We start from the raw sequence: 16,452 nt of genomic DNA, 5'->3' as shown, positions 1-16,452 counted from the left end.
GTGGCCGAGGTCGATCGATGCTTGAAAGCAAAAAGCCCCGGCTGGCTGACCGGGGCTTTTGTTTTGGGCGCCGACATCCGACAGGGCTGGAACAGGGGGGATCCAAATTCCCTGTCGGACGTCGACATTAAGACGATGGCAACTCTATCAGGTCGTGATAGCGACGTAAGCGGCACGCCGTAGGAGCTAGAGTGCGTCTTGCAGTGGCGCCGCCGCAAGCCCCTGATAAGGCTTGTAATGTGTTGTGTGTCACATTGCTGCGCCCAAGGTTACTAGGGTGCAGTGCAAGCAGCCGCGGCATAAGTACCAGCCGTTGCCGTAGCGACGATGGCCGCGACCGTGCCATCGTCGATTTTAACGCAATGGCGTCCGGATACCAATGCCTCCGCCCCGTGGCACGAGCATCGGATGGGAGCGTGGCGGGCGATCGACGGTTTGTTGACGCAATGGCGACGGAATACCGATGCCTCCGCTCGGTGGCATGAGCACCGGATGGGGGCGTGGCGGGCCATCGCCGCCGTGGTAGCTGTCGCGATGGTAGTAGTAGTACGGAACCCCGTAACTGTAATACCCGTAGTATCCGGGACCATAGGCGTAGGGAGCCATCCCGTACGGGTAGGCGTACTCGGAGTAGCCGGCGGGGTAGCGATACTCGACCGAGGGTGCACCACGGTAGTAGCCGCCCTCGTTACCGCCTGCATAATCGTAAGTAGCGCAGCCACCCAACGTGGCGAGCAATCCAGCGGCGCAGATCAGGCGCAGTGTCATGGTATTTGCTGTCCAGGGGGCTGAATGACAGATTCGGCCTGCTGCATTGAATGCGTCCTTAATTCGTGTGTCGGTTGGTTAAATACTTAAGTCGCGTGCAACAGCGGTCACTTGGCGTCTGCGGCCGACGCTGTGCGTTCGGGACGATACGTTAACCTTTTGCGCATGGTCTCATGTTGCTTGCCCGAATCCGGCGACGTCATGGCGCTGGCGCGTATTGCCACCCATGCCCAGTTCACCCAGATGGTGCTGCATTCGCGGGCGCCGGACGCTGTCGTCGGGGCGCGTGCAGTATGCGCAGGCTCGCCGACACCATCTGCGACGAACGGTGCAGCACCCTTGGCGGTCGCGACGTCGCCCTGCCGCACGATTACATCGAAGTCTTTGCGCGCCGCGAGGATGCGATGAGGAGAGCGGCGCGGGGCAAGGCGTTCAAGCCTGAAGGAAAGGCGTACTCACAGATGGCACGCAGGGCGGTGCTGACCGGCTTAGCCCTGCCCTGCGGGATGAGGAGCCTGTGTGCCGGCCACGCCGATTCGGAGACGTTTCCGTGAAGGACGGTTCGACGTCGCGGCGATGGCGTGGCTGGCTGCTCTGGACCATTCGCCTGTGCGTCCTGCTGGGGCTGTGGCTATTGGGCGTGGCGATCTACATCGTCTGGGTCGGTGATCGCGATCAGGCCGCGCCGGCCGATGCCATCATCGTACTCGGCGCCGCCGCCTACGACGCCAAGCCCTCGCCGGTATTCGAGGAGCGCATCCGCCATGCGCTGGACTTATACCGACGCGGCTATGCGCCAACGCTGATCTTCACCGGTGGCTTCGGTAACGGTGCCCGCTTCGCCGAGGCGCAGGTGGCGCGCCGCTATGCGCTGCGTCAGGGTGTGCCGGCCGACGCGGTTTTGATCGAGACGATCTCGCGGACCACCCGGCAAAACTTGATCCAAGCGCGTCAGATCATGCGTGCGCATGGGCTGCGTCGCGTCATTGTGGTCAGCGATCCCCTGCACATGGCGCGCGCGCTAAGGTTATGTCGGGAATTGCAGATCGACGCCTTGGCTTCTTCGACTCCGAGCAGCCGTTTCCGCAGCTTCCAGACGCGGTGGCCCTTTCTGCTCCAGGAGGTCTATTTTTTCCATCGCGATCTGCTGGAGCAGGCCAACTGACGCTGTGTGCAAGCGTGCCGTCCGCAGCGCAATGCGTAGCGACCATCTTGGCCACAAGCGGCAAGGTTGTCCGGGTCGGCAATCGCAATATGCTGCATGGTTGGATCGATCATGTCCCGGCCTGATTCGCGCCTGGGACCTTACCGAAATCAGATGCTGGTCGTGCGCTATCTGACTGCGTCGCGGCGGCGGATCGGGATCGCCGACAGCGGTACTGCGGCGATCTCGCCGTGGGCTTCGCGGATCGGTGTGCCCGGCGGGGGCGCCCAGGCGTGTGCGTAGATCACTTCCCAACTGCTGGGCAGACGGCCTTCGGAGGTGCGCAGCGCTGCGTAGGCGGCGCTGGCGGCGGCGAAACGACCGCGTCCGGTCAGCGTGTGGCGGCGCGCGTGCAGCGCGTTGGTGGCGCCGATCGCGCGCAGTTCGCGCATCAATGCGGTGAGATCGGGATAGGTCAGGGTGAACAGGTCGCGGTCCAGCACCGGGTCGCGGAAGCCCGCCAGCATCAGTGCATCGCCGAACTGTGCGATCGGCGCGAAGTGGCTCACGTGCGGTGTTTCGCGATCTGCCTGGGCGAAGGCCTCGCGCAGTTCGATCAGCGTGTCCGGGCCGAAGCTGGAGCACAACAACAGGCCGCCGTGGCGCAGGATGCGACGGAAGCCGGCGAACACCGCCGGTAGATCTTCGACCCACTGCAGGCAGAGATTGCTGAAAATCACATCGACGCTATGTTCGGCCAGTGGTAGCGCGCGCGCATCGGCGCAGACGCGAGCGAACGGTTTCCACCAGCCAGCATGGCGCTTGGCTTGCTGCAACATCGGCAGTGCCTGATCCAGGGCGATCACCTGCGCGCGTGGCCAGCGCTTTTTCATCGTCGCCGCGGCATGCGCTGGTCCGCTGCCCACGTCCAGTACCACTTGCGGTACGCGGTCGCCGAGATAGTCCAGCGACTCCAGCAGGCGTTTTTCGACTTCGTGCTGTAGCGCCGCGGCAGCGTCGTAACTGGCGGCGGCACGCGAAAATGCCCGGCGGATATGCTGAGGGTCGAATGCAGAGGACGTCATCGCCGCATTATCGCCTATTGCTACGGCCAGACGCCTGGTGCCGTGGCCGCGAGGCAGCGCGCGGCCCTGCGCAGTGGCGTTGCAGAGGGTTGGCACCATCCATGTCGCATCGCCGGTTGCGGACATGTTTTCCCGAGTCCTGCTCCTAGAACGTCCCCGGATAGCTGCCGCCGTCCAGTAGCAGATTCTGTCCACTGAGATAACCGGCCTGCACGCTGCACAGGAAAGCGCAGACCGCGCCGAATTCCTCGGCCGTGCCGAAACGTCGGGCAGGGATCTGGCTGCGCTTGCGCGCGGTCAGTGTTGCCGCATCCACACCTTCGCGTTGCGCGGCGTGGGCGATGTTGCCACGCAGTCGGTCGGTGTCGAACTGACCGGGCAGCAGGTTGTTGAGGGTGACGTTGTATGCCACCGTGCGTCGTGCCAGCCCGGCGACGAAGCCGGTCAAGCCGGCGCGCGCGCCATTGGACAAGCCCAGGCTGTCGATCGGCGCCTTGACCGCGGCCGAGGTGATGTTGACGATGCGGCCGAAACCGCGTGCCTGCATCGCGTCGACGGTGGCGCGGATCAAGGCGATCGGCGCCAGCATGTTGGCGTCCAGTGCACGCAGCCAGTCCTCGCGTTCCCACGTGCGGAAGTCCCCCGGTGGTGGGCCACCCGCATTGTTGATGAGGATATCCACCTGCGGGCAGGCAGCCAGTGCGGCGGCGCGGCCGGATTCGGTGGCGATATCCGCCGCCACGGCGATCACCTCGCCGCGTCCAGGCCGTGTGCGCAGATGCGCCGCGGCCGCCTCCAGCGTTTCCTGACCGCGCGCCACGATCGTCACGTGTACACCTTCGTCGACCAACGCCCGCGCGCAGCCCAGGCCCAGCCCTTTGCTCGCGGCGCAGACCAGCGCCCATTTGCCGGCGATTCCCAGATCCATGCGCGTGCTCCGTTTGAATGACTCGGCGATGATCGGATATCGCGACGCTGGCAGCCAGCGCCGCGCATGCCTCTGGCGATACGGCGTTACGCCAGTGTGGAGAGAAATTCGTCTAGCGCCTGGGCGACGTCGTCTGCATGGCCGAGGAACGGCGCGTGGCCACCGCCGCTGATGCACAACGACTTCGCGTTCGGCGCCAGCGCGGCGGCGGCGGCCATGCCCGCGGGTGGAACCAGACGGTCGCGTTGGCCGCCGATCCACAGGCTGGGCACGCGCAGGCTGGGCAGGGCGCGGCGCAGATCGCTGCGTTCGAGCAGCGTCAGTCCGTCCTGCAGCACCTGCGCATCGGGCTCGCTGCGTGCGCCGAGGGTGGCGCGCAATGTGCGCAATTCGGCCTGCGCGTGCGCCGAGCCGAGCGTGTCCAGTGCCAGGAACCGGTCCAGCGTGCCGCGGTAGTCCTCCGTCAGGTCGTGGCCGAACTGGGCGAATACCTCCGGTGCCACCGCATGCGGCCAATCGCTGCCGCGGACGAAGCGTGGCGTTGCCGCCAGCATTGCCAGGCCACGCACTTGCGGTTGGGTTGCGGCGGCATGCAGCGCGAACAAGCCGCCCAGCGACCAGCCCAGCCACACCGCTGGCGGTGTGGCCGCGGCGATTGCGCTGACCACATGCGGCAGTGCCAGCGGCGTGTCGTCCTCGCGGCTGTGGCCATGTCCGGGTAGGTCCACGACGTGCATGCGGTACTGTGCCGACAGGCGTTCGAGCAGCGGTGCGAAGATGCCGCCGTTCAGTGCCCACCCGTGCAGCAGGACCAGATCGGGGCCATGTCCCAGGGTTTCGATGTGCATCGTCGCTCGTCGTCGCGAAGGTAAAGAGGAGATCGTGGCAATTCCATTCGGCGTGCCACGCGCAGCGTCAGTAGGAGCGTGGCTGCGCGGTGTTCGGTCCGTCGTCGTTGTAGCGCTGCCAGCCCATGACCACTCCGAGGCACGTCAGCGTGCGACATCCGCTATAGGCAATGGGGAGGCGCCATCTGCGGCGGCAACCGAGCTCGAACAGCGTCGTCCACGGGGACATGCAGCGCGCGTCCTTTCGCTCACGCGGGCACGCTGAGCGGATGCGCCGCCAGACGGTCTCGGGCCAATGCCAGCGCATCCAGCAGCGCCTGCACTTGCGTTTGCGTGTGTAAGGCCGACAGCGTCACCCGCAGCCGCGACTTGCCTTCCTGCACGGTTGGCGGGCGGATCGCCGAGACCAGAAACCCGGCCTCTTCCAGCGCTGCCGACAGTGCCAGCGCGCTGGTCTCGTCGCCGCACAGCAGGGGCTGGATCGGCGTCTCCGAGGCCATCAGCTCCAGGCCATGGTGGCGCGCGCCGCCGCGGAACGCCGCGATCAGTTCGAGCAGACGCTCGCGCCGCCATTGGTCGCGCCGCGCCAACTTGACCGCGGCCAGCGTGGCGGCGGCTTGCGCCGGTGGTAGCGCGGTGGTGTAGAGATACGGACGTGCGGTTTCGGCCAGGTGTTGGATCAGCACGGGGTTGCCGACTACCACCGCGCCATAACCACCCAGTGCCTTGCCCAACGTCACCAACTGCAACGGCACCTCGTCCGCGCCGAGTCCGGCCTCGGCCACGCAGCCGCGGCCATGCGGACCGACGACGCCGACGCCGTGAGCATCGTCCACATACAACAACGCTTGTTGTGTACGCGCGACCAGCGCCAACGCGCGCAATGGGGCGATGTCGCCATCCATGCTGAACACTCCGTCGGTGGCGAGCATCGCCGCGCCCTCGGCGGCGTGTTTGAGCTGGCGCATCGCACCCTCGGCGTCCAGGTGCGGATAGCGGCGCAGGCGGCAGCCAGCCAGGCGGGCGGCGTCGAGCAGGCTGGCGTGATTGAGCCGGTCCTGCACGCACACGTCATCCTCTTCGCTCAACAGTGCCTGCTGTACGGCGAGATTGGCGATAAAGCCGCTGCTGAACAGCAGTGCTTGCGGGTAGCCGAGCCAGTCGGCGATCTCGCGTTCCAGCGTGTCGTGTAGCGCGTGGTGGCCGCAGATCAGGTGCGAGCCGGTGGACCCAACCCCGTCGCGTGCAGCCGCGTCCTGCAGTGCCGCGATTACCTCGAATTGCTGCGCCAGGCCCAGGTAATCGTTGCTGCAGAAGCCGGTCAGCCAGCGGCCGTCCAGTTCCAGGCGAACGCCATCGCGCCGGCCCACGCTGCGCCGCACGCGTAGACGACCATGCGCCTGACGCAAGCTGCGCAAGGACTGAAGGCGGTCGTGTAGGTCGGGGCGGGCCATGGCGGTGGGTGCGGGCAGATTGACCAGTTAGCGTAGTGCGTGGCGATGATGGCCGATATGACCGGGCCGATGGATGCGTTGGGACGGTGCCACGCTCGCGGGTCAGGCCAGCGCGGCGTCGTGGGGCGTGTCGGTCGGCGTGGTGATGTCCGCATGCACGGTGCCGGGATGATCGTGCGCGTCGGCATCCACCATCACCTGCATCGGCCGCAGCCCCAGCCGCGCGAACAGCGCCTGATCGCGTTCGGTGTCCGGATTGCCGGTGGTCAACAGCTTCTCGCCATAGAAGATCGAGTTGGCGCCGGCGCAGAAGCACAGTGCCTGCAATTCGTCGCTCATGCTCTCGCGCCCGGCCGACAACCGTACCATCGCCTGCGGCATGACGATGCGGGCAACAGCGATGGTACGCACGAATTCGAACGCATCCAGTTCGGCTGTGCCGTGCAGGGGCGTGCCGGCGACCTGCACCAGGCGGTTGATCGGCACCGAGTCCGGATGCACAGGCAGATTGGCCAGAGCTTGCAGCAGCCCGGCGCGCTGGTCGCGCGACTCGCCCATGCCGACGATGCCGCCGCAGCAGGTTTTCAGGCCGGCGTCGCGCACGTGGGCCAGGGTGTCCAGACGATCCTGGTATTGGCGGGTGTGGATGATGGTGTCGTAGAAGTCCGGGGCGGTATCCAGATTGTGGTTGTAGTAGTCCAGCCCGGCGGCCTTCAGCGCCTGCGCCTGCGCGCCGTCGAGCATGCCCAGGGTGGCGCAGGTTTCCAGGCCCAGCGCTTTCACTTCACGGATCATCTCCGCCACCTTGGGGATGTCGCGTTCCTTCGGCGAGCGCCAAGCCGCGCCCATGCAGAACCGCGATGCGCCAGCGGCCTTGGCCTGACGTGCCTTGCTCAGAACCGCTTCGGTGCTCATCAATTTCTGCGCTTCCACGCCGGTGCTGTAGCGCTGCGCCTGCGGGCAGTATGCGCAGTCTTCGGGGCAGCCGCCGGTCTTCACCGAGAGCAGCGTGGACACTTGCACCTGCGCCGGGTCGAAGTGTTCGCGGTGGACCTGGGCGGCGCGATGCAGCAGTTCCGGGAATGGCAGATCGAACAGCGCGAGTAATTCCTGGCGTTGCCAGTCGTGTCGGACGACAGCGTGCATGGGGGTTTCCTGACTGTAGGCGGCTGCGAAAGCGGGCAGTCTGGTGAGCATGGAAAGCCCTGTCAACTTCGCTATCGCAAATCGGGTTGACGGCTGCTGGCGATGGTTACAGCGTCGCTTGCTGCCGGAGCGTTGCCTGGTCTGTACCGAGCCAGGCGCGCCTGGGTTGGATCTGTGTCCTGCCTGCTGCGATGCCTTGCCGTGGAACGCCCATGCCTGTCGTCACTGTGCGCTGCCGTTGCCGGGACTGGATGCGGACCAGCTGTGTGGTGCCTGCCAACGTCGCCGGCCGCCGCTGCACCTGGTGGTCAGCGCCTGTGTGTATGCCGCGCCGGTCGATGGCCTGCTGCGTCGGTTCAAATTCCATCAGGATTTGGTTGCCGGGCGCCTGCTGGCGGCGCTGTTGCAGGCGCGCTGTGCGGCGTTGCCGCGTCCGCAGGCATTGCTGCCGATACCGCTGCATACCGCGCGGCTGCGTGAGCGCGGTTACGATCAGGCGCTGGAATTGGCGCGGCCGCTGGCGCGCGCGCTGGATGTGCCGGTGTGCCACGGTTTGCAGCGCGTGCGTGCGACCGTTGCGCAGTCCGAGCTGGATGCGCGGGCACGTCGGCGCAACCTGCGCGGTGCGTTCGCCGTGCCGGATCCGGCGGTGTTGCCGGCGCATGTGGCATTGATCGACGATGTGATGACCACCGGCGCGACGCTGCATGCGGCCGCGCAGGCGTTGCGTCGCGCGGGCGTGACCAGGGTCGATGCCTGGGTGGTGGCGCGGGTGCCGTGAGCGCCACGTGCTGCCGATCCGCTGCGGTGGAGCATGTCATTGCAGCCGTGGCGTCTGGCGTGTTTTTCGCGGCGAGTGGACAGAGCCAATGACCGCAATGGTTTCCGACGCGATGGTTGGAGAAATTGCGCATCGCTGGCGCGTGGACGCTACCGCGTGCGCAGCGCCAGCGCGACGGCGATGCCGACGAAGATCGTCAGGCCCACCCAATTGTTGTGCAGGAACACGCGGAAGCACGCAGCGCGTTCGCGATGCCGTGCGATGAAGAGTTCGCTTGCCACCAGCAGCGCGGCGACGCCCAGTGCGGCCCAGTAGCAGATTCCCAGCGCGGCGCGTTGGCCGACGCAGACTAGCGCGACGAACATCAGCGTGTACAGGATGCCCTGGATGAGCAGGTCCAGTTTGCCGAACAGGATCGCGGTGGACTTGGATCCAGCGCGCAGATCGTCTTCGCGGTCGACCATCGCGTACCAGGTGTCGTAGGCGGTGGACCACAGGATGTTGGTCGCGTACAGCAGCCAGCCCAGCGCGGGCACCTCGCCACGCACCGCCGCGAAGGCCATCGGAATGCCCCAGCCGAAGGCCATGCCCAGGTAAACCTGCGGCAGATAGGTATAGCGCTTCAGATACGGATAACTGGCGGCCAGGAACAGACCGACCACGCTCAGGCCGATGGTCAATCGGTTCATCGTCAGCACCAGCGCGAAAGCGGCGAGCATCAGCAACGCGAACACCCCCAGCGCCTCGCGGCCGCTGACCGCGCCGGTTGCCAGCGGACGGTTGCGGGTACGTTCGACGTGTGGGTCCAGCCAACGATCGGCGTAGTCGTTAATCACGCAGCCGGCCGAGCGGGTCAGCCAGACGCCGGCAGTGAACACGCATAGCGTCCACAGCGGCGGCACCCCGTCGGCGGCCAGCCACAGCGCCCACCAAGTTGGCCACAGCAGCAAGAGCGCGCCGATCGGACGGTCGCCACGTAGCAGCTTCCAGTATTGGCCGATGCGTGGGAGCGCTGGCGGCGCGCCGGGCATTTCATAGCGTTCGTAACTCATCGCACAAGGGTAGCAGTCGCGTCGTGGGGGGCGGCAGTCGGCGCTCGCGTGGTGGCGGTGGCGGTCATGGTACGGACATGCGATGTCGGGGCAGGTCGGCGCGCACGCGGGTCGACGCGAAGGGACGCGGCCCCCTGCATACGCGCAGGCAGGGGGAGACGCGGCATCGGATTACCGTTAGAATGCGCGTCCGTTGCGCCCGTAGCTCAGCCGGATAGAGTAGTGGCTTCCGAAGCCATTGGTCGGGGGTTCGAATCCCTCCGGGCGCACCATTCACCAAGAACCCAACCGTTCTCCGTTGGGTTTTTTTATGCCCGGAACCCCAGTGTTGGCGGGGCTTCCCGCATTGGCCTCTTGAGCATGCACATGCCGCAGGTGCCGTTTTCGGCGCTCATTTACCCGTTTTTCTCTCTCCGTTCTCTGCTGACCTCTTGAACATACAAGAGGCAGAGTCGTGTGTTGATGCGGGTTTACGCGCCATCGGTTTGCTTCTTCGCATACTCTAGCAGAGGCGACTGAGAATGCGATGCGAGTGGTACAAAAATCGTCCTTTTTTGAAGTGTGAAATTTTCATAAATTCCGCCACACTCCGTCAGATCGGACCTAACGTATCGGCCCTGAGTGCATCGCGCATATCGAGGTCCGTCATTGGTGATGCGTTGCCGTCAAGTGGCTGAGCTGCATGGCTGTACGGTGGTGTCTCTCAGGGGCGACTTGTTGTGAAACCTTGCCGTTGGTCAAGATTGTCTGCTTCATTTGTCAACAGGTGACTTGTTGCAGCACGTACCTTGAGTAAGCCTGAAATGCAGGCGAAATCTCCCCATTCAGGGGAAAGGAAAACTCATGGAAATCAAGACAAGCACCATGTTGAGCATCGCGTTGTTGGGTGGGCTCCAGGCCGTTGCCATATCGGCTCAAGCTTGCTGCCCTGATCCTACCCACGGAGCACCTAACGCTTCGATGATGGCCACCGGCCTTGGGGAAAGCACTCCAAAGGCTCCTGATCGCTCACTAAATCCGTTGTGGCACATCTACGAGTTTAAGCGCGATGGAGTCAGTTATTTGCAGATCAATGATCTGACAGGGAAAGTGCGCGCGGCAGTAGGCAATATCAGCGGCACCTTGTGGGTGCTGCCGATGGGCGTGGACGTGTCGCGCGTGTCGTTGCCAGTGAAGGGGAGCGACCCAAGTGGCACGGTTGTGTACCAGACGTCGGCGTTCATCGTGCGCGTCATACCTGGTCGACAGGTTAATGAGTGGGAGATCACAGCCGCAGATTAATCTTTTTATTCACTGCTTCTGAAACAAGGAAGCTGATGCTGTAGGCATGGCGGCGCCGGCAGGTGCCGCCATGTGTTTCGAGCCTGGCAGCCAGTTCCCAATCCGTATCGTGTACAACGTGCTTTGTAGGATTCTGCGGCGATGCGTAGGCGATGACGCAGACCGCGATCCCTTGGTGGTGTCTCGTGCGCCAGACCCTTGCCTTGATGAGATGTCTACTCGCTAATGGTAGCGAATCGATCACATTGAGTACGCTGCGATAGGTGGCCAATTGCAATCCTACCGACAAGCGCTTGGAGTCACCCTTCAGGCTGAGTCGGAACTCCGTATTACACAGGTTGCTAAACGTCATCGAGCGCAATATGTCATACAGTCCATGTGTTTCGATGCCGAGCGGGTACAGCGCGGTCACGTACTCGTCGAGAAGCCGGGCCTGGATCATTCCGGTTCGTGTCATTTCCATCGCTGCTGCATGCTGGCCCTTGGAGCGAAGGTACGCAACGATATCCTTGCGCATTTTGTTGATATGCACGGTGATGTCGCTGTACTCGACGACACGCCTTCTGAGGGTGCGTTCGGCTTGCAGGTAGCTGGCTTGTGCGAGCTGGAGGGCTTGCTCTCGAGCATGACGGAAGCGCCGTGCCCGTTCAAACGCAGAGGACAAACGGGAGCCGAAGACGAACATCCCCGTGGCGATTGCCGTAAGTGTCAGTTGTATGAGAAACGCGTCGGCGTTGTACGCACCATACGTTCTTGCGTCGGTTAGCATGATACCGATGGCAGCGTTGGCGAGTACGATGCCGATTGCCGCTCCGCTCCAGCCGTGTAGCAGCGTCAGCATAATTGCCGGAATGACCATCATCGCCATGAGCAGTTGATGCAATGGACGATCTTGTGTGATGACTGCCATGATCAACAGTGCTACCACCACTCCCGTGGCCAGGATGCCATCCTTCAAAAATCGGGAATTGGCTACTTCGTGTTCCTTGCGCCGTAGCCACAGCAGCGCAGGCATGATGAACATCAGCATGCCCATGTAGTCGCCGAGCCAGTAACGTACCAGCATCTCTATTGGCTTAATATCAAGGATGCTGTGGCCCTCTAACGCGGCACTCAAGGCCATGTTGCACAGAGTGCTCCAAAGTGCCAGCGCCAATGCCAGCGGTAGTAGCAGGCATTCTTTTTCCAGAAGTCGCACCATATGTCGCCTGGCGGCATGTGCCATCAGCGCCACGCATGGCATCAGTAGGAAGGGACTCGTGTATGCCCACACCCGATTGGTTCCGTCCTCATGCACCATTGGCACGCGGATCATTAGTAGTGCTGCTGCATCGCCAATTAGCAAATAAGGCCATAGCCGGTAAGGCAGGAAGAGTAGGGTCGCTGCGCGCAGTCCTGCGGGTAAGTACCATTGATCGACTGAGAGCTGCCAGGCGACTAAAAAAGAAGCGCAGTAAGCCGCACTTAGCAAGAATCCCTTAGCGATGTCTTTTTTCATTTCCCCCGCACTCCTATCCCTGGTCTTTATATCTTGAATATATTATAGATTTTTCATGTGCAGGTAGACATTTATATATTATTGTTGGAGGGGTATTTAGGGGTGCTTATGTTTACAGAATTCGGTGTGGCGCGTATTTATCAATCTTCTTTAAGCGACTAGCGTGTGCTGAGACAATTGTTCGGCGGTCGCGTAACGAGTTCATCGATCCATTGAATATACTCATGTCCTTGCGCCTCTATTTGAGAGTGGTAAAAATCTAGTGAATGGGGAGAACAGTTGGGCAGGGGCTATACTGGTGAGTGTTGGCGCGATCCGACCCAGATGCAGCGCGCGTGGCAGACGCCTGACGCAATGGGTGCGCCAGGCACGGACAGAGTGCCCAAACAGATGTGCGCCCACGGCCGACGAGGGCTGGGGGTGTCTTGAAGCTGATTCGGGGATTGGATGCCTGCTCAAGCCATGGACCTTATGCGCAGGTGATGCCGATGTGCCAACCGCCGTCTTATTGGATATGACATTGTGCCGGGGCTGTCAAACGCAGGCCCATCTTGGGATGCAGCGCGCGCATGAGTCCGTCACTGGATCACTGTACTTGCCGTAAGTCGTTACGCCGCTCCTTTCACGCGCTCGGCCACATGCAGTCCGCCCAATCCCAACATGCCGAGCGTGAGGGTGGCGAGCGGCCCGATGTCCAGTGCGGGCAGGTTGAGAGGGTGACCGACGACCGCCGCGACCGCGTTCGTCAGTGGCCCGCCGAGGAAGTTCCAGCAATACCCTGCGACGCAGACCCAGCCCAATCCCCCGCGCCAGTGTTGTAGAGGGTCGGAACTCTGCGCCTCTGCTTTGTCGATGTCGGTCTGCGTCTGAATGAGCGCAAGCGTTGCCGCCAACTTGGCCTTGTCCTCCTCGGTCTTGTCGGGGAAGAACATGCCGATGATGCTTTTGGCGGCTTCCGCCGCCGTACCGATGCCGCTGATATCCATGGTGATCTCCTCAAGCGTGGCAGGCGGCAGGTTCGCAACCCTGTGCCCATTGGTAGTCGACGGTGTGGTCACCGCTGCCGACGAAGGCGATCAGCCGGGTCAGCGTCACGCGGCTGTCGAGGATGGCCAGTTGCGCGCCCCCGTCGTCGTTGACCAGCGCCCCGTAACGGCGACCGACCAGCGTGCATCCATGCACCTGGGTTTCCATGCCTTCAGACACATTGCCGGCAAAATTTCCGCAGTGGATCAGGCAGTTCCGCCGCCCGTGCTTGTCCTCCAAACGCAGCACGTCGCAGTCGAGGTGATCGGAGTGCCAGATCGTGGCGCGGTAGCGGTCGTTCATGATGCAGGACACGCCTGGCGCGTTGTTCTGCCATGGCAGTTCCAGGGTGTCGCAGGTAAAGGTTTGGCCAGCATCGTTCGTGGCGATCAACTCGCCGGGCGTGCCATTGGGGCTGGAGTGTTTTCGGGTGATCACGATGTTCATTTGAAGCTTCCGCTCTTGGTAAAGGTGTAGCCGGCGAGCGCGAGCAGGCCGGCGATCAGGATGCGTTTTGTCCAGCCGACTACGCCGCGTCCGATCACGCGCTCGAACTGAGCCTGTAGTGCGTCGGAGAGTGCTTGGGACAGCACGGGCGCGGATTTCTCGAACGCCTCGCACAGCGCATCGGCCAGGGCCTGCCGGTCGCTTTCCGACAGCACGCCGCAGGCATGGCGTGTGGTTTGTAGGCCATGCAGCCGTTCAATAGGACGACCGCATTCACAGACATCACTCATGTTTGATTCCTCTGGTTGAAACGTGAAATGCGGCCTGAGTTGCAAAGGCCAGCTTTAGGGTTGGGTCATCCCTATCGGGTGTAGCGCCCCTCGCGCAGCCACTTGACGGCGATCCACTTCTCGCCGTCGATGACGGCATTGCCGCTGTGTAACGTCAGGGGATCGGGCTGGCCGTCTGCCGTGCGGTAGGAGAAAAAGCAGGCATTGCCCTGGACGGCGGCCACCTTGATGCCGGCACGGGGGAACTCCGTCTCTCCACCGAGGGGAACGGTGTTCAGATAGGCGATGAACGTGGCGATGCGCTGCCCGCCCAATTCTGGTCGGACGATGTCCGCCGAGGTTGGGCTTTCTGGTGGGAAGTAATCCCAATGCGGGATGTAGTGCTGTCCCGGCAGGTAGTGCAGTACCTGCAGACCTTCGCCGTTTTCCACTGGAATGCCGGTGAGTTCGGCGATGCGCTGCTCGATGTCGGCCACCAGCGCCACTTCCCCGCGCCGGAAATGGCAACCGGAACTGGTGCGCGTCTCATCGATGCGCGTCCCCTGCGCGTGATGCACGACGGAGGATCGTTTCATTCGCGGTCCGGCCAGATCGATCAGATCGCGGCAATCGACTTGGTCCAAGAATCCGCCCAGCACGACGACGTTGGGAGAGCGGATCGCCATCAGCACCTGGTGCGCCCGTCCGCCGACACACAACTGCGCATCGGGATAGGTCATTGGGATGGTTGTCGGATCATCCATGATGCGCAGCCGACAGATAGGTGCGGTTGAGCATCGGATGAGCTTGATCGGTTGGTCCCCAATCGCCATCGGGGTGGAACACGATGACATTGAGCGACTGATCGTCAGTGCGGAAGCGATGCAACTCGCGCTCTTCGATGCAGAACAAGGTGCCGGCGGTGAGTGGGATCTCGCGACCTGCAAAGCAGGCAAAGCCGGAGCCGCTGGCGACCACGCCTAAGCGGATCGAGGGGTGGATGTGGAAGGACTGGCGCACACCGGCAGGGAACGACAAGTGGTTGAGGCTTGGGTCGCCTTTGCGCGGCGGGTAGACCAGCAACGAGTCCGAGCAGTTGTCGATGTAGCACAGCCGTCCAGACATCTCGATTGGCCCGCCGACCAGTCCTTGTCCACGAAACCCATGCCGGATCACGGCAAAGGCCATGACGCCTTCGTCCAGCATCAGCACGGCATGCTCGCTGCCGGTGGCATGGCAGAAGTATTGCCCCTGGTTAGCTTGACGCAGAACTTTCGGTTTGTCGGTGCTGCCTGCGCCCACGATGATCGATGCCGTCCGATCTGTGGGGGCGGAAACGACAAAGCCATACAGGGTGCAAAACGGCGGGATGGTGATGTGGTTCTTGATGGGTTTGGACAGCAACCAGGACTGGCACGGGTACATGCTCTGTCGGGCATCGATATAGGCTCCGGTTTTCATGATCAGGCTCCGGATTTGCTGGTGTTGACGACGATGCCGTTGGTCTTGTTGTAGACGTTGGCAGCGCTGGAGACCTTGCTCAGGTCACTGCTGTTGGCGGCCTGGAAGCTGTCATATGCCTCTTGGCTTTCCCAGACGGTGGTCGTCGTTTTGGTGAGTCCGTCCGCCGACATCACGACCGAGCGGGACAGCACGGCGGGATGCGTGCGAACCGCATGGCTGACGTTGGCGATGGACGTTGCGACCTCGGGATCGAGATCGGCGCTGTCTTTGAATCCAGGCACTTCGTTGGCTGGACGGGTGGTGGTTTTTGTCACGGTGAAAGGCACAGCGATTTCTCCTTTTGACGAATGAGTTAAGTAAATAGGTAGTTAAGTAAATAGGTATTTATAGGCGGTGACTCTATTTATCTGATACCTTGACAGTTCGATCAACGAACTCGATATCAATATGCTCAACCAGGAATCTCTCGTTTCGCTGTTTTCGTTATTGCATGAAATGACGATTGTTAAACGTGATGAGGAGGTATTTAGATCGCCGACATGGATGCGTTGGATTGAAAAAGTGACTGGTTATCTTTATTTTGGTGTTGCAGTATTACTTATGGTTTCTGCATTCGTGCAGTATAAGCATCCTTCAGAAATAAATTTATTCTTGCTTGATTCGTTTTATGTTGCACTGTGTTTTATTGGCATAGCCTGCTTGCTGACTTTAATATTGAGTCAAGGCATGTTTTTATGGAAAGATCGCAAGAGGGGATTTTCCGTTCAATTTTTGCGTCTAAAAATCGACATGTTGGCAGATGCTGATTTCCTAGCTCGGCTTCACTGCTATAAAAAGGCTGTGTTGGAATATGGGCGGATGCAGTATCGAAGCCACTTTGATAGCCTGGATGGTCGTGTCGGTTTGCTTATCGGGGATTTGCGCAAAATCGGTATATTTCCTGCGCTTATAGCTTTGGTGATGGCCGCATCAACCTTGATAAAGAACAATGATTCAAAGTACTTTTGGGCGCCTTTGATATTGGCTGCAGTTTTTTATTTGGCTGGCATTTTTGTTCGTGCTCGTCAGGAGCGTACACAGCAGGTGATTGATCTGCTCGATTACGCCATTCTTCATTCCGATGTAGTGACGGAGCAAAAATGATCGTTGACGATTGAGGTCGCGAACTCGAGATCGGCGCTGTCTTTGAATCCAGCCATTTCGTTGGCCGAGCGGGTGGTGGTTTTCGTCACGATGAAAGGCACGGCGATTCCTCCTTTGG

20 protein-coding genes and 1 tRNA gene are annotated in these 16,452 nt (G+C 61.8%); 6 read left to right on the top strand and 15 right to left on the bottom strand.

From position 1 onward, the window contains the following. Positions 1 to 354: 354 nt before the first annotated feature. The gene (locus XalbCFBP2523_RS17365; protein ID WP_329955167.1) at positions 355 to 768 is read right to left on the bottom strand and encodes a hypothetical protein; all 414 of its coding nucleotides are present in this window, start codon (positions 766 to 768) and stop codon (positions 355 to 357) included. Positions 769 to 1,061: 293 nt separating this feature from the next. On the opposite strand from XalbCFBP2523_RS17365, the gene XalbCFBP2523_RS04855 reads away from it, so the two are divergent. Then, positions 1,062 to 1,322: a hypothetical protein gene (locus XalbCFBP2523_RS04855; protein WP_045765164.1), complete on the top strand. Its 261-nt coding sequence runs from the start codon at positions 1,062 to 1,064 to the stop codon at positions 1,320 to 1,322. Continuing rightward, entirely contained in the window at positions 1,319 to 1,933 is a 615-nt protein-coding gene (locus tag XalbCFBP2523_RS04850) for a YdcF family protein (RefSeq protein ID WP_045765165.1), read from the top strand. Before XalbCFBP2523_RS04855 ends, XalbCFBP2523_RS04850 begins: the two co-directional genes overlap by 4 nt. Before the next feature lie 167 nt (positions 1,934 to 2,100). Here XalbCFBP2523_RS04850 and bioC read toward each other — a convergent pair whose 3' ends face one another. The 5 genes from bioC to bioB form a co-directional block, all read right to left on the bottom strand. After that, positions 2,101 to 2,997 carry a malonyl-ACP O-methyltransferase BioC gene (gene bioC, locus XalbCFBP2523_RS04845; protein ID WP_045766599.1) on the bottom strand — a complete coding sequence of 299 codons (897 nt, stop codon included), beginning with the start codon at positions 2,995 to 2,997 and terminating at the stop codon, positions 2,101 to 2,103. A 145-nt stretch (positions 2,998 to 3,142) separates the two neighbouring features. Beyond that, positions 3,143 to 3,925 (bottom strand): SDR family oxidoreductase, encoded by a 783-nt coding sequence (locus XalbCFBP2523_RS04840; protein ID WP_045765166.1) that lies wholly within the window; start codon positions 3,923 to 3,925, stop codon positions 3,143 to 3,145. An 86-nt stretch (positions 3,926 to 4,011) separates the two neighbouring features. Continuing rightward, positions 4,012 to 4,773: a pimeloyl-ACP methyl ester esterase BioH gene (gene bioH, locus XalbCFBP2523_RS04835; RefSeq protein WP_045765167.1), complete on the bottom strand. Its 762-nt coding sequence runs from the start codon at positions 4,771 to 4,773 to the stop codon at positions 4,012 to 4,014. Positions 4,774 to 5,021: 248 nt separating this feature from the next. Further along, a complete protein-coding gene (bioF, locus tag XalbCFBP2523_RS04830; protein WP_045756686.1) occupies positions 5,022 to 6,227 on the bottom strand; it encodes an 8-amino-7-oxononanoate synthase in 1,206 nt (401 codons plus the stop codon). Between the two features lie 102 nt (positions 6,228 to 6,329). Beyond that, positions 6,330 to 7,373 carry a biotin synthase BioB gene (gene bioB / locus XalbCFBP2523_RS04825; protein ID WP_045765168.1) on the bottom strand — a complete coding sequence of 348 codons (1,044 nt, stop codon included), beginning with the start codon at positions 7,371 to 7,373 and terminating at the stop codon, positions 6,330 to 6,332. A gap of 49 nt (positions 7,374 to 7,422) precedes the next feature. Between bioB and XalbCFBP2523_RS04820 the strand changes: the two genes are divergently transcribed. Then, the gene (locus XalbCFBP2523_RS04820; protein ID WP_104629917.1) at positions 7,423 to 8,154 is read left to right on the top strand and encodes a ComF family protein; all 732 of its coding nucleotides are present in this window, start codon (positions 7,423 to 7,425) and stop codon (positions 8,152 to 8,154) included. Positions 8,155 to 8,303: 149 nt separating this feature from the next. Here XalbCFBP2523_RS04820 and ubiA read toward each other — a convergent pair whose 3' ends face one another. After that, the gene (gene ubiA, locus XalbCFBP2523_RS04815; protein WP_045765170.1) at positions 8,304 to 9,206 is read right to left on the bottom strand and encodes a 4-hydroxybenzoate octaprenyltransferase; all 903 of its coding nucleotides are present in this window, start codon (positions 9,204 to 9,206) and stop codon (positions 8,304 to 8,306) included. 195 nt (positions 9,207 to 9,401) lie between these two features. Here ubiA and XalbCFBP2523_RS04810 point away from each other — a divergent pair. Together XalbCFBP2523_RS04810 and XalbCFBP2523_RS04805 are read left to right on the top strand one after the other, a co-directional pair. Further along, positions 9,402 to 9,478 (top strand) — tRNA-Arg (locus XalbCFBP2523_RS04810). Positions 9,479 to 10,049: 571 nt separating this feature from the next. Next, positions 10,050 to 10,487: a hypothetical protein gene (locus XalbCFBP2523_RS04805; protein ID WP_045765171.1), complete on the top strand. Its 438-nt coding sequence runs from the start codon at positions 10,050 to 10,052 to the stop codon at positions 10,485 to 10,487. Here XalbCFBP2523_RS04805 and XalbCFBP2523_RS04800 read toward each other — a convergent pair. The 7 genes from XalbCFBP2523_RS04800 to XalbCFBP2523_RS04770 all read right to left on the bottom strand — a co-directional run bounded on the left by XalbCFBP2523_RS04800 (position 10,471) and on the right by XalbCFBP2523_RS04770 (position 15,517). Then, a complete protein-coding gene (locus tag XalbCFBP2523_RS04800; RefSeq protein WP_080928030.1) occupies positions 10,471 to 11,985 on the bottom strand; it encodes an MASE1 domain-containing protein in 1,515 nt (504 codons plus the stop codon). The two genes, XalbCFBP2523_RS04805 and XalbCFBP2523_RS04800, sit on opposite strands and share 17 nt — an antisense overlap. Positions 11,986 to 12,593: 608 nt before the next feature. Beyond that, on the bottom strand, positions 12,594 to 12,971 hold the full coding sequence (locus XalbCFBP2523_RS04795; RefSeq protein ID WP_045765172.1) for a 3TM-type holin: 378 nt from the start codon (positions 12,969 to 12,971) through the stop codon (positions 12,594 to 12,596). A gap of 10 nt (positions 12,972 to 12,981) precedes the next feature. Continuing rightward, on the bottom strand, positions 12,982 to 13,458 hold the full coding sequence (locus tag XalbCFBP2523_RS04790; RefSeq protein WP_052687906.1) for a DUF5675 family protein: 477 nt from the start codon (positions 13,456 to 13,458) through the stop codon (positions 12,982 to 12,984). After that, positions 13,455 to 13,748, bottom strand: a complete 294-nt coding sequence (locus XalbCFBP2523_RS04785; protein WP_146084037.1) for a hypothetical protein — start codon at positions 13,746 to 13,748, stop codon at positions 13,455 to 13,457. The genes XalbCFBP2523_RS04790 and XalbCFBP2523_RS04785 overlap by 4 nt, the downstream gene beginning before the upstream one ends. A 71-nt stretch (positions 13,749 to 13,819) precedes the next feature. Further along, the gene (locus tag XalbCFBP2523_RS04780; protein WP_052687907.1) at positions 13,820 to 14,467 is read right to left on the bottom strand and encodes a 2OG-Fe(II) oxygenase; all 648 of its coding nucleotides are present in this window, start codon (positions 14,465 to 14,467) and stop codon (positions 13,820 to 13,822) included. A 16-nt stretch (positions 14,468 to 14,483) separates the two neighbouring features. Beyond that, on the bottom strand, positions 14,484 to 15,188 hold the full coding sequence (locus XalbCFBP2523_RS04775; protein ID WP_052687908.1) for a cupin domain-containing protein: 705 nt from the start codon (positions 15,186 to 15,188) through the stop codon (positions 14,484 to 14,486). Between the two features lie 2 nt (positions 15,189 to 15,190). Next, positions 15,191 to 15,517: a hypothetical protein gene (locus XalbCFBP2523_RS04770; RefSeq protein WP_045765173.1), complete on the bottom strand. Its 327-nt coding sequence runs from the start codon at positions 15,515 to 15,517 to the stop codon at positions 15,191 to 15,193. A 121-nt stretch (positions 15,518 to 15,638) separates the two neighbouring features. Between XalbCFBP2523_RS04770 and XalbCFBP2523_RS04765 the strand changes: the two genes are divergently transcribed. After that, positions 15,639 to 16,334: a hypothetical protein gene (locus XalbCFBP2523_RS04765; protein ID WP_045765174.1), complete on the top strand. Its 696-nt coding sequence runs from the start codon at positions 15,639 to 15,641 to the stop codon at positions 16,332 to 16,334. Here XalbCFBP2523_RS04765 and XalbCFBP2523_RS17320 read toward each other — a convergent pair. Beyond that, the gene (locus XalbCFBP2523_RS17320; protein WP_268989558.1) at positions 16,304 to 16,435 is read right to left on the bottom strand and encodes a hypothetical protein; all 132 of its coding nucleotides are present in this window, start codon (positions 16,433 to 16,435) and stop codon (positions 16,304 to 16,306) included. The two genes, XalbCFBP2523_RS04765 and XalbCFBP2523_RS17320, sit on opposite strands and share 31 nt — an antisense overlap. Between the last annotated feature and the right edge of the window lie 17 nt (positions 16,436 to 16,452).

The organism is Xanthomonas albilineans (assembly GCF_002939705.1).
GTDB lineage: Bacteria > Pseudomonadota > Gammaproteobacteria > Xanthomonadales > Xanthomonadaceae > Xanthomonas_A > Xanthomonas_A albilineans.
Note: the sequence above shows the minus strand (reverse complement) of the source record. Positions and strands in the feature narration are given on the sequence as shown.

Coding starts and splice junctions, on each gene's coding strand:
- XalbCFBP2523_RS17365 (WP_329955167.1), bottom strand. CDS start 768: ATGACACTGCGCCTGATCTGCGCCGCTGGATTGCTCGCCACGTTGGGT.
- ubiA (WP_045765170.1), bottom strand. CDS start 9,206: ATGAGTTACGAACGCTATGAAATGCCCGGCGCGCCGCCAGCGCTCCCA.
- bioB (WP_045765168.1), bottom strand. CDS start 7,373: ATGCACGCTGTCGTCCGACACGACTGGCAACGCCAGGAATTACTCGCG.
- XalbCFBP2523_RS04775 (WP_052687908.1), bottom strand. CDS start 15,188: ATGAAAACCGGAGCCTATATCGATGCCCGACAGAGCATGTACCCGTGC.
- XalbCFBP2523_RS04785 (WP_146084037.1), bottom strand. CDS start 13,748: ATGAGTGATGTCTGTGAATGCGGTCGTCCTATTGAACGGCTGCATGGC.
- XalbCFBP2523_RS04795 (WP_045765172.1), bottom strand. CDS start 12,971: ATGGATATCAGCGGCATCGGTACGGCGGCGGAAGCCGCCAAAAGCATC.
- XalbCFBP2523_RS04800 (WP_080928030.1), bottom strand. CDS start 11,985: ATGAAAAAAGACATCGCTAAGGGATTCTTGCTAAGTGCGGCTTACTGC.
- XalbCFBP2523_RS04780 (WP_052687907.1), bottom strand. CDS start 14,467: ATGACCTATCCCGATGCGCAGTTGTGTGTCGGCGGACGGGCGCACCAG.
- bioF (WP_045756686.1), bottom strand. CDS start 6,227: ATGGCCCGCCCCGACCTACACGACCGCCTTCAGTCCTTGCGCAGCTTG.
- XalbCFBP2523_RS04855 (WP_045765164.1), top strand. CDS start 1,062: ATGCGCAGGCTCGCCGACACCATCTGCGACGAACGGTGCAGCACCCTT.
- XalbCFBP2523_RS04805 (WP_045765171.1), top strand. CDS start 10,050: ATGGAAATCAAGACAAGCACCATGTTGAGCATCGCGTTGTTGGGTGGG.
- XalbCFBP2523_RS04840 (WP_045765166.1), bottom strand. CDS start 3,925: ATGGATCTGGGAATCGCCGGCAAATGGGCGCTGGTCTGCGCCGCGAGC.
- XalbCFBP2523_RS04820 (WP_104629917.1), top strand. CDS start 7,423: ATGGAAAGCCCTGTCAACTTCGCTATCGCAAATCGGGTTGACGGCTGC.
- XalbCFBP2523_RS04765 (WP_045765174.1), top strand. CDS start 15,639: ATGCTCAACCAGGAATCTCTCGTTTCGCTGTTTTCGTTATTGCATGAA.
- bioH (WP_045765167.1), bottom strand. CDS start 4,773: ATGCACATCGAAACCCTGGGACATGGCCCCGATCTGGTCCTGCTGCAC.
- XalbCFBP2523_RS04790 (WP_052687906.1), bottom strand. CDS start 13,458: ATGAACATCGTGATCACCCGAAAACACTCCAGCCCCAATGGCACGCCC.
- bioC (WP_045766599.1), bottom strand. CDS start 2,997: ATGACGTCCTCTGCATTCGACCCTCAGCATATCCGCCGGGCATTTTCG.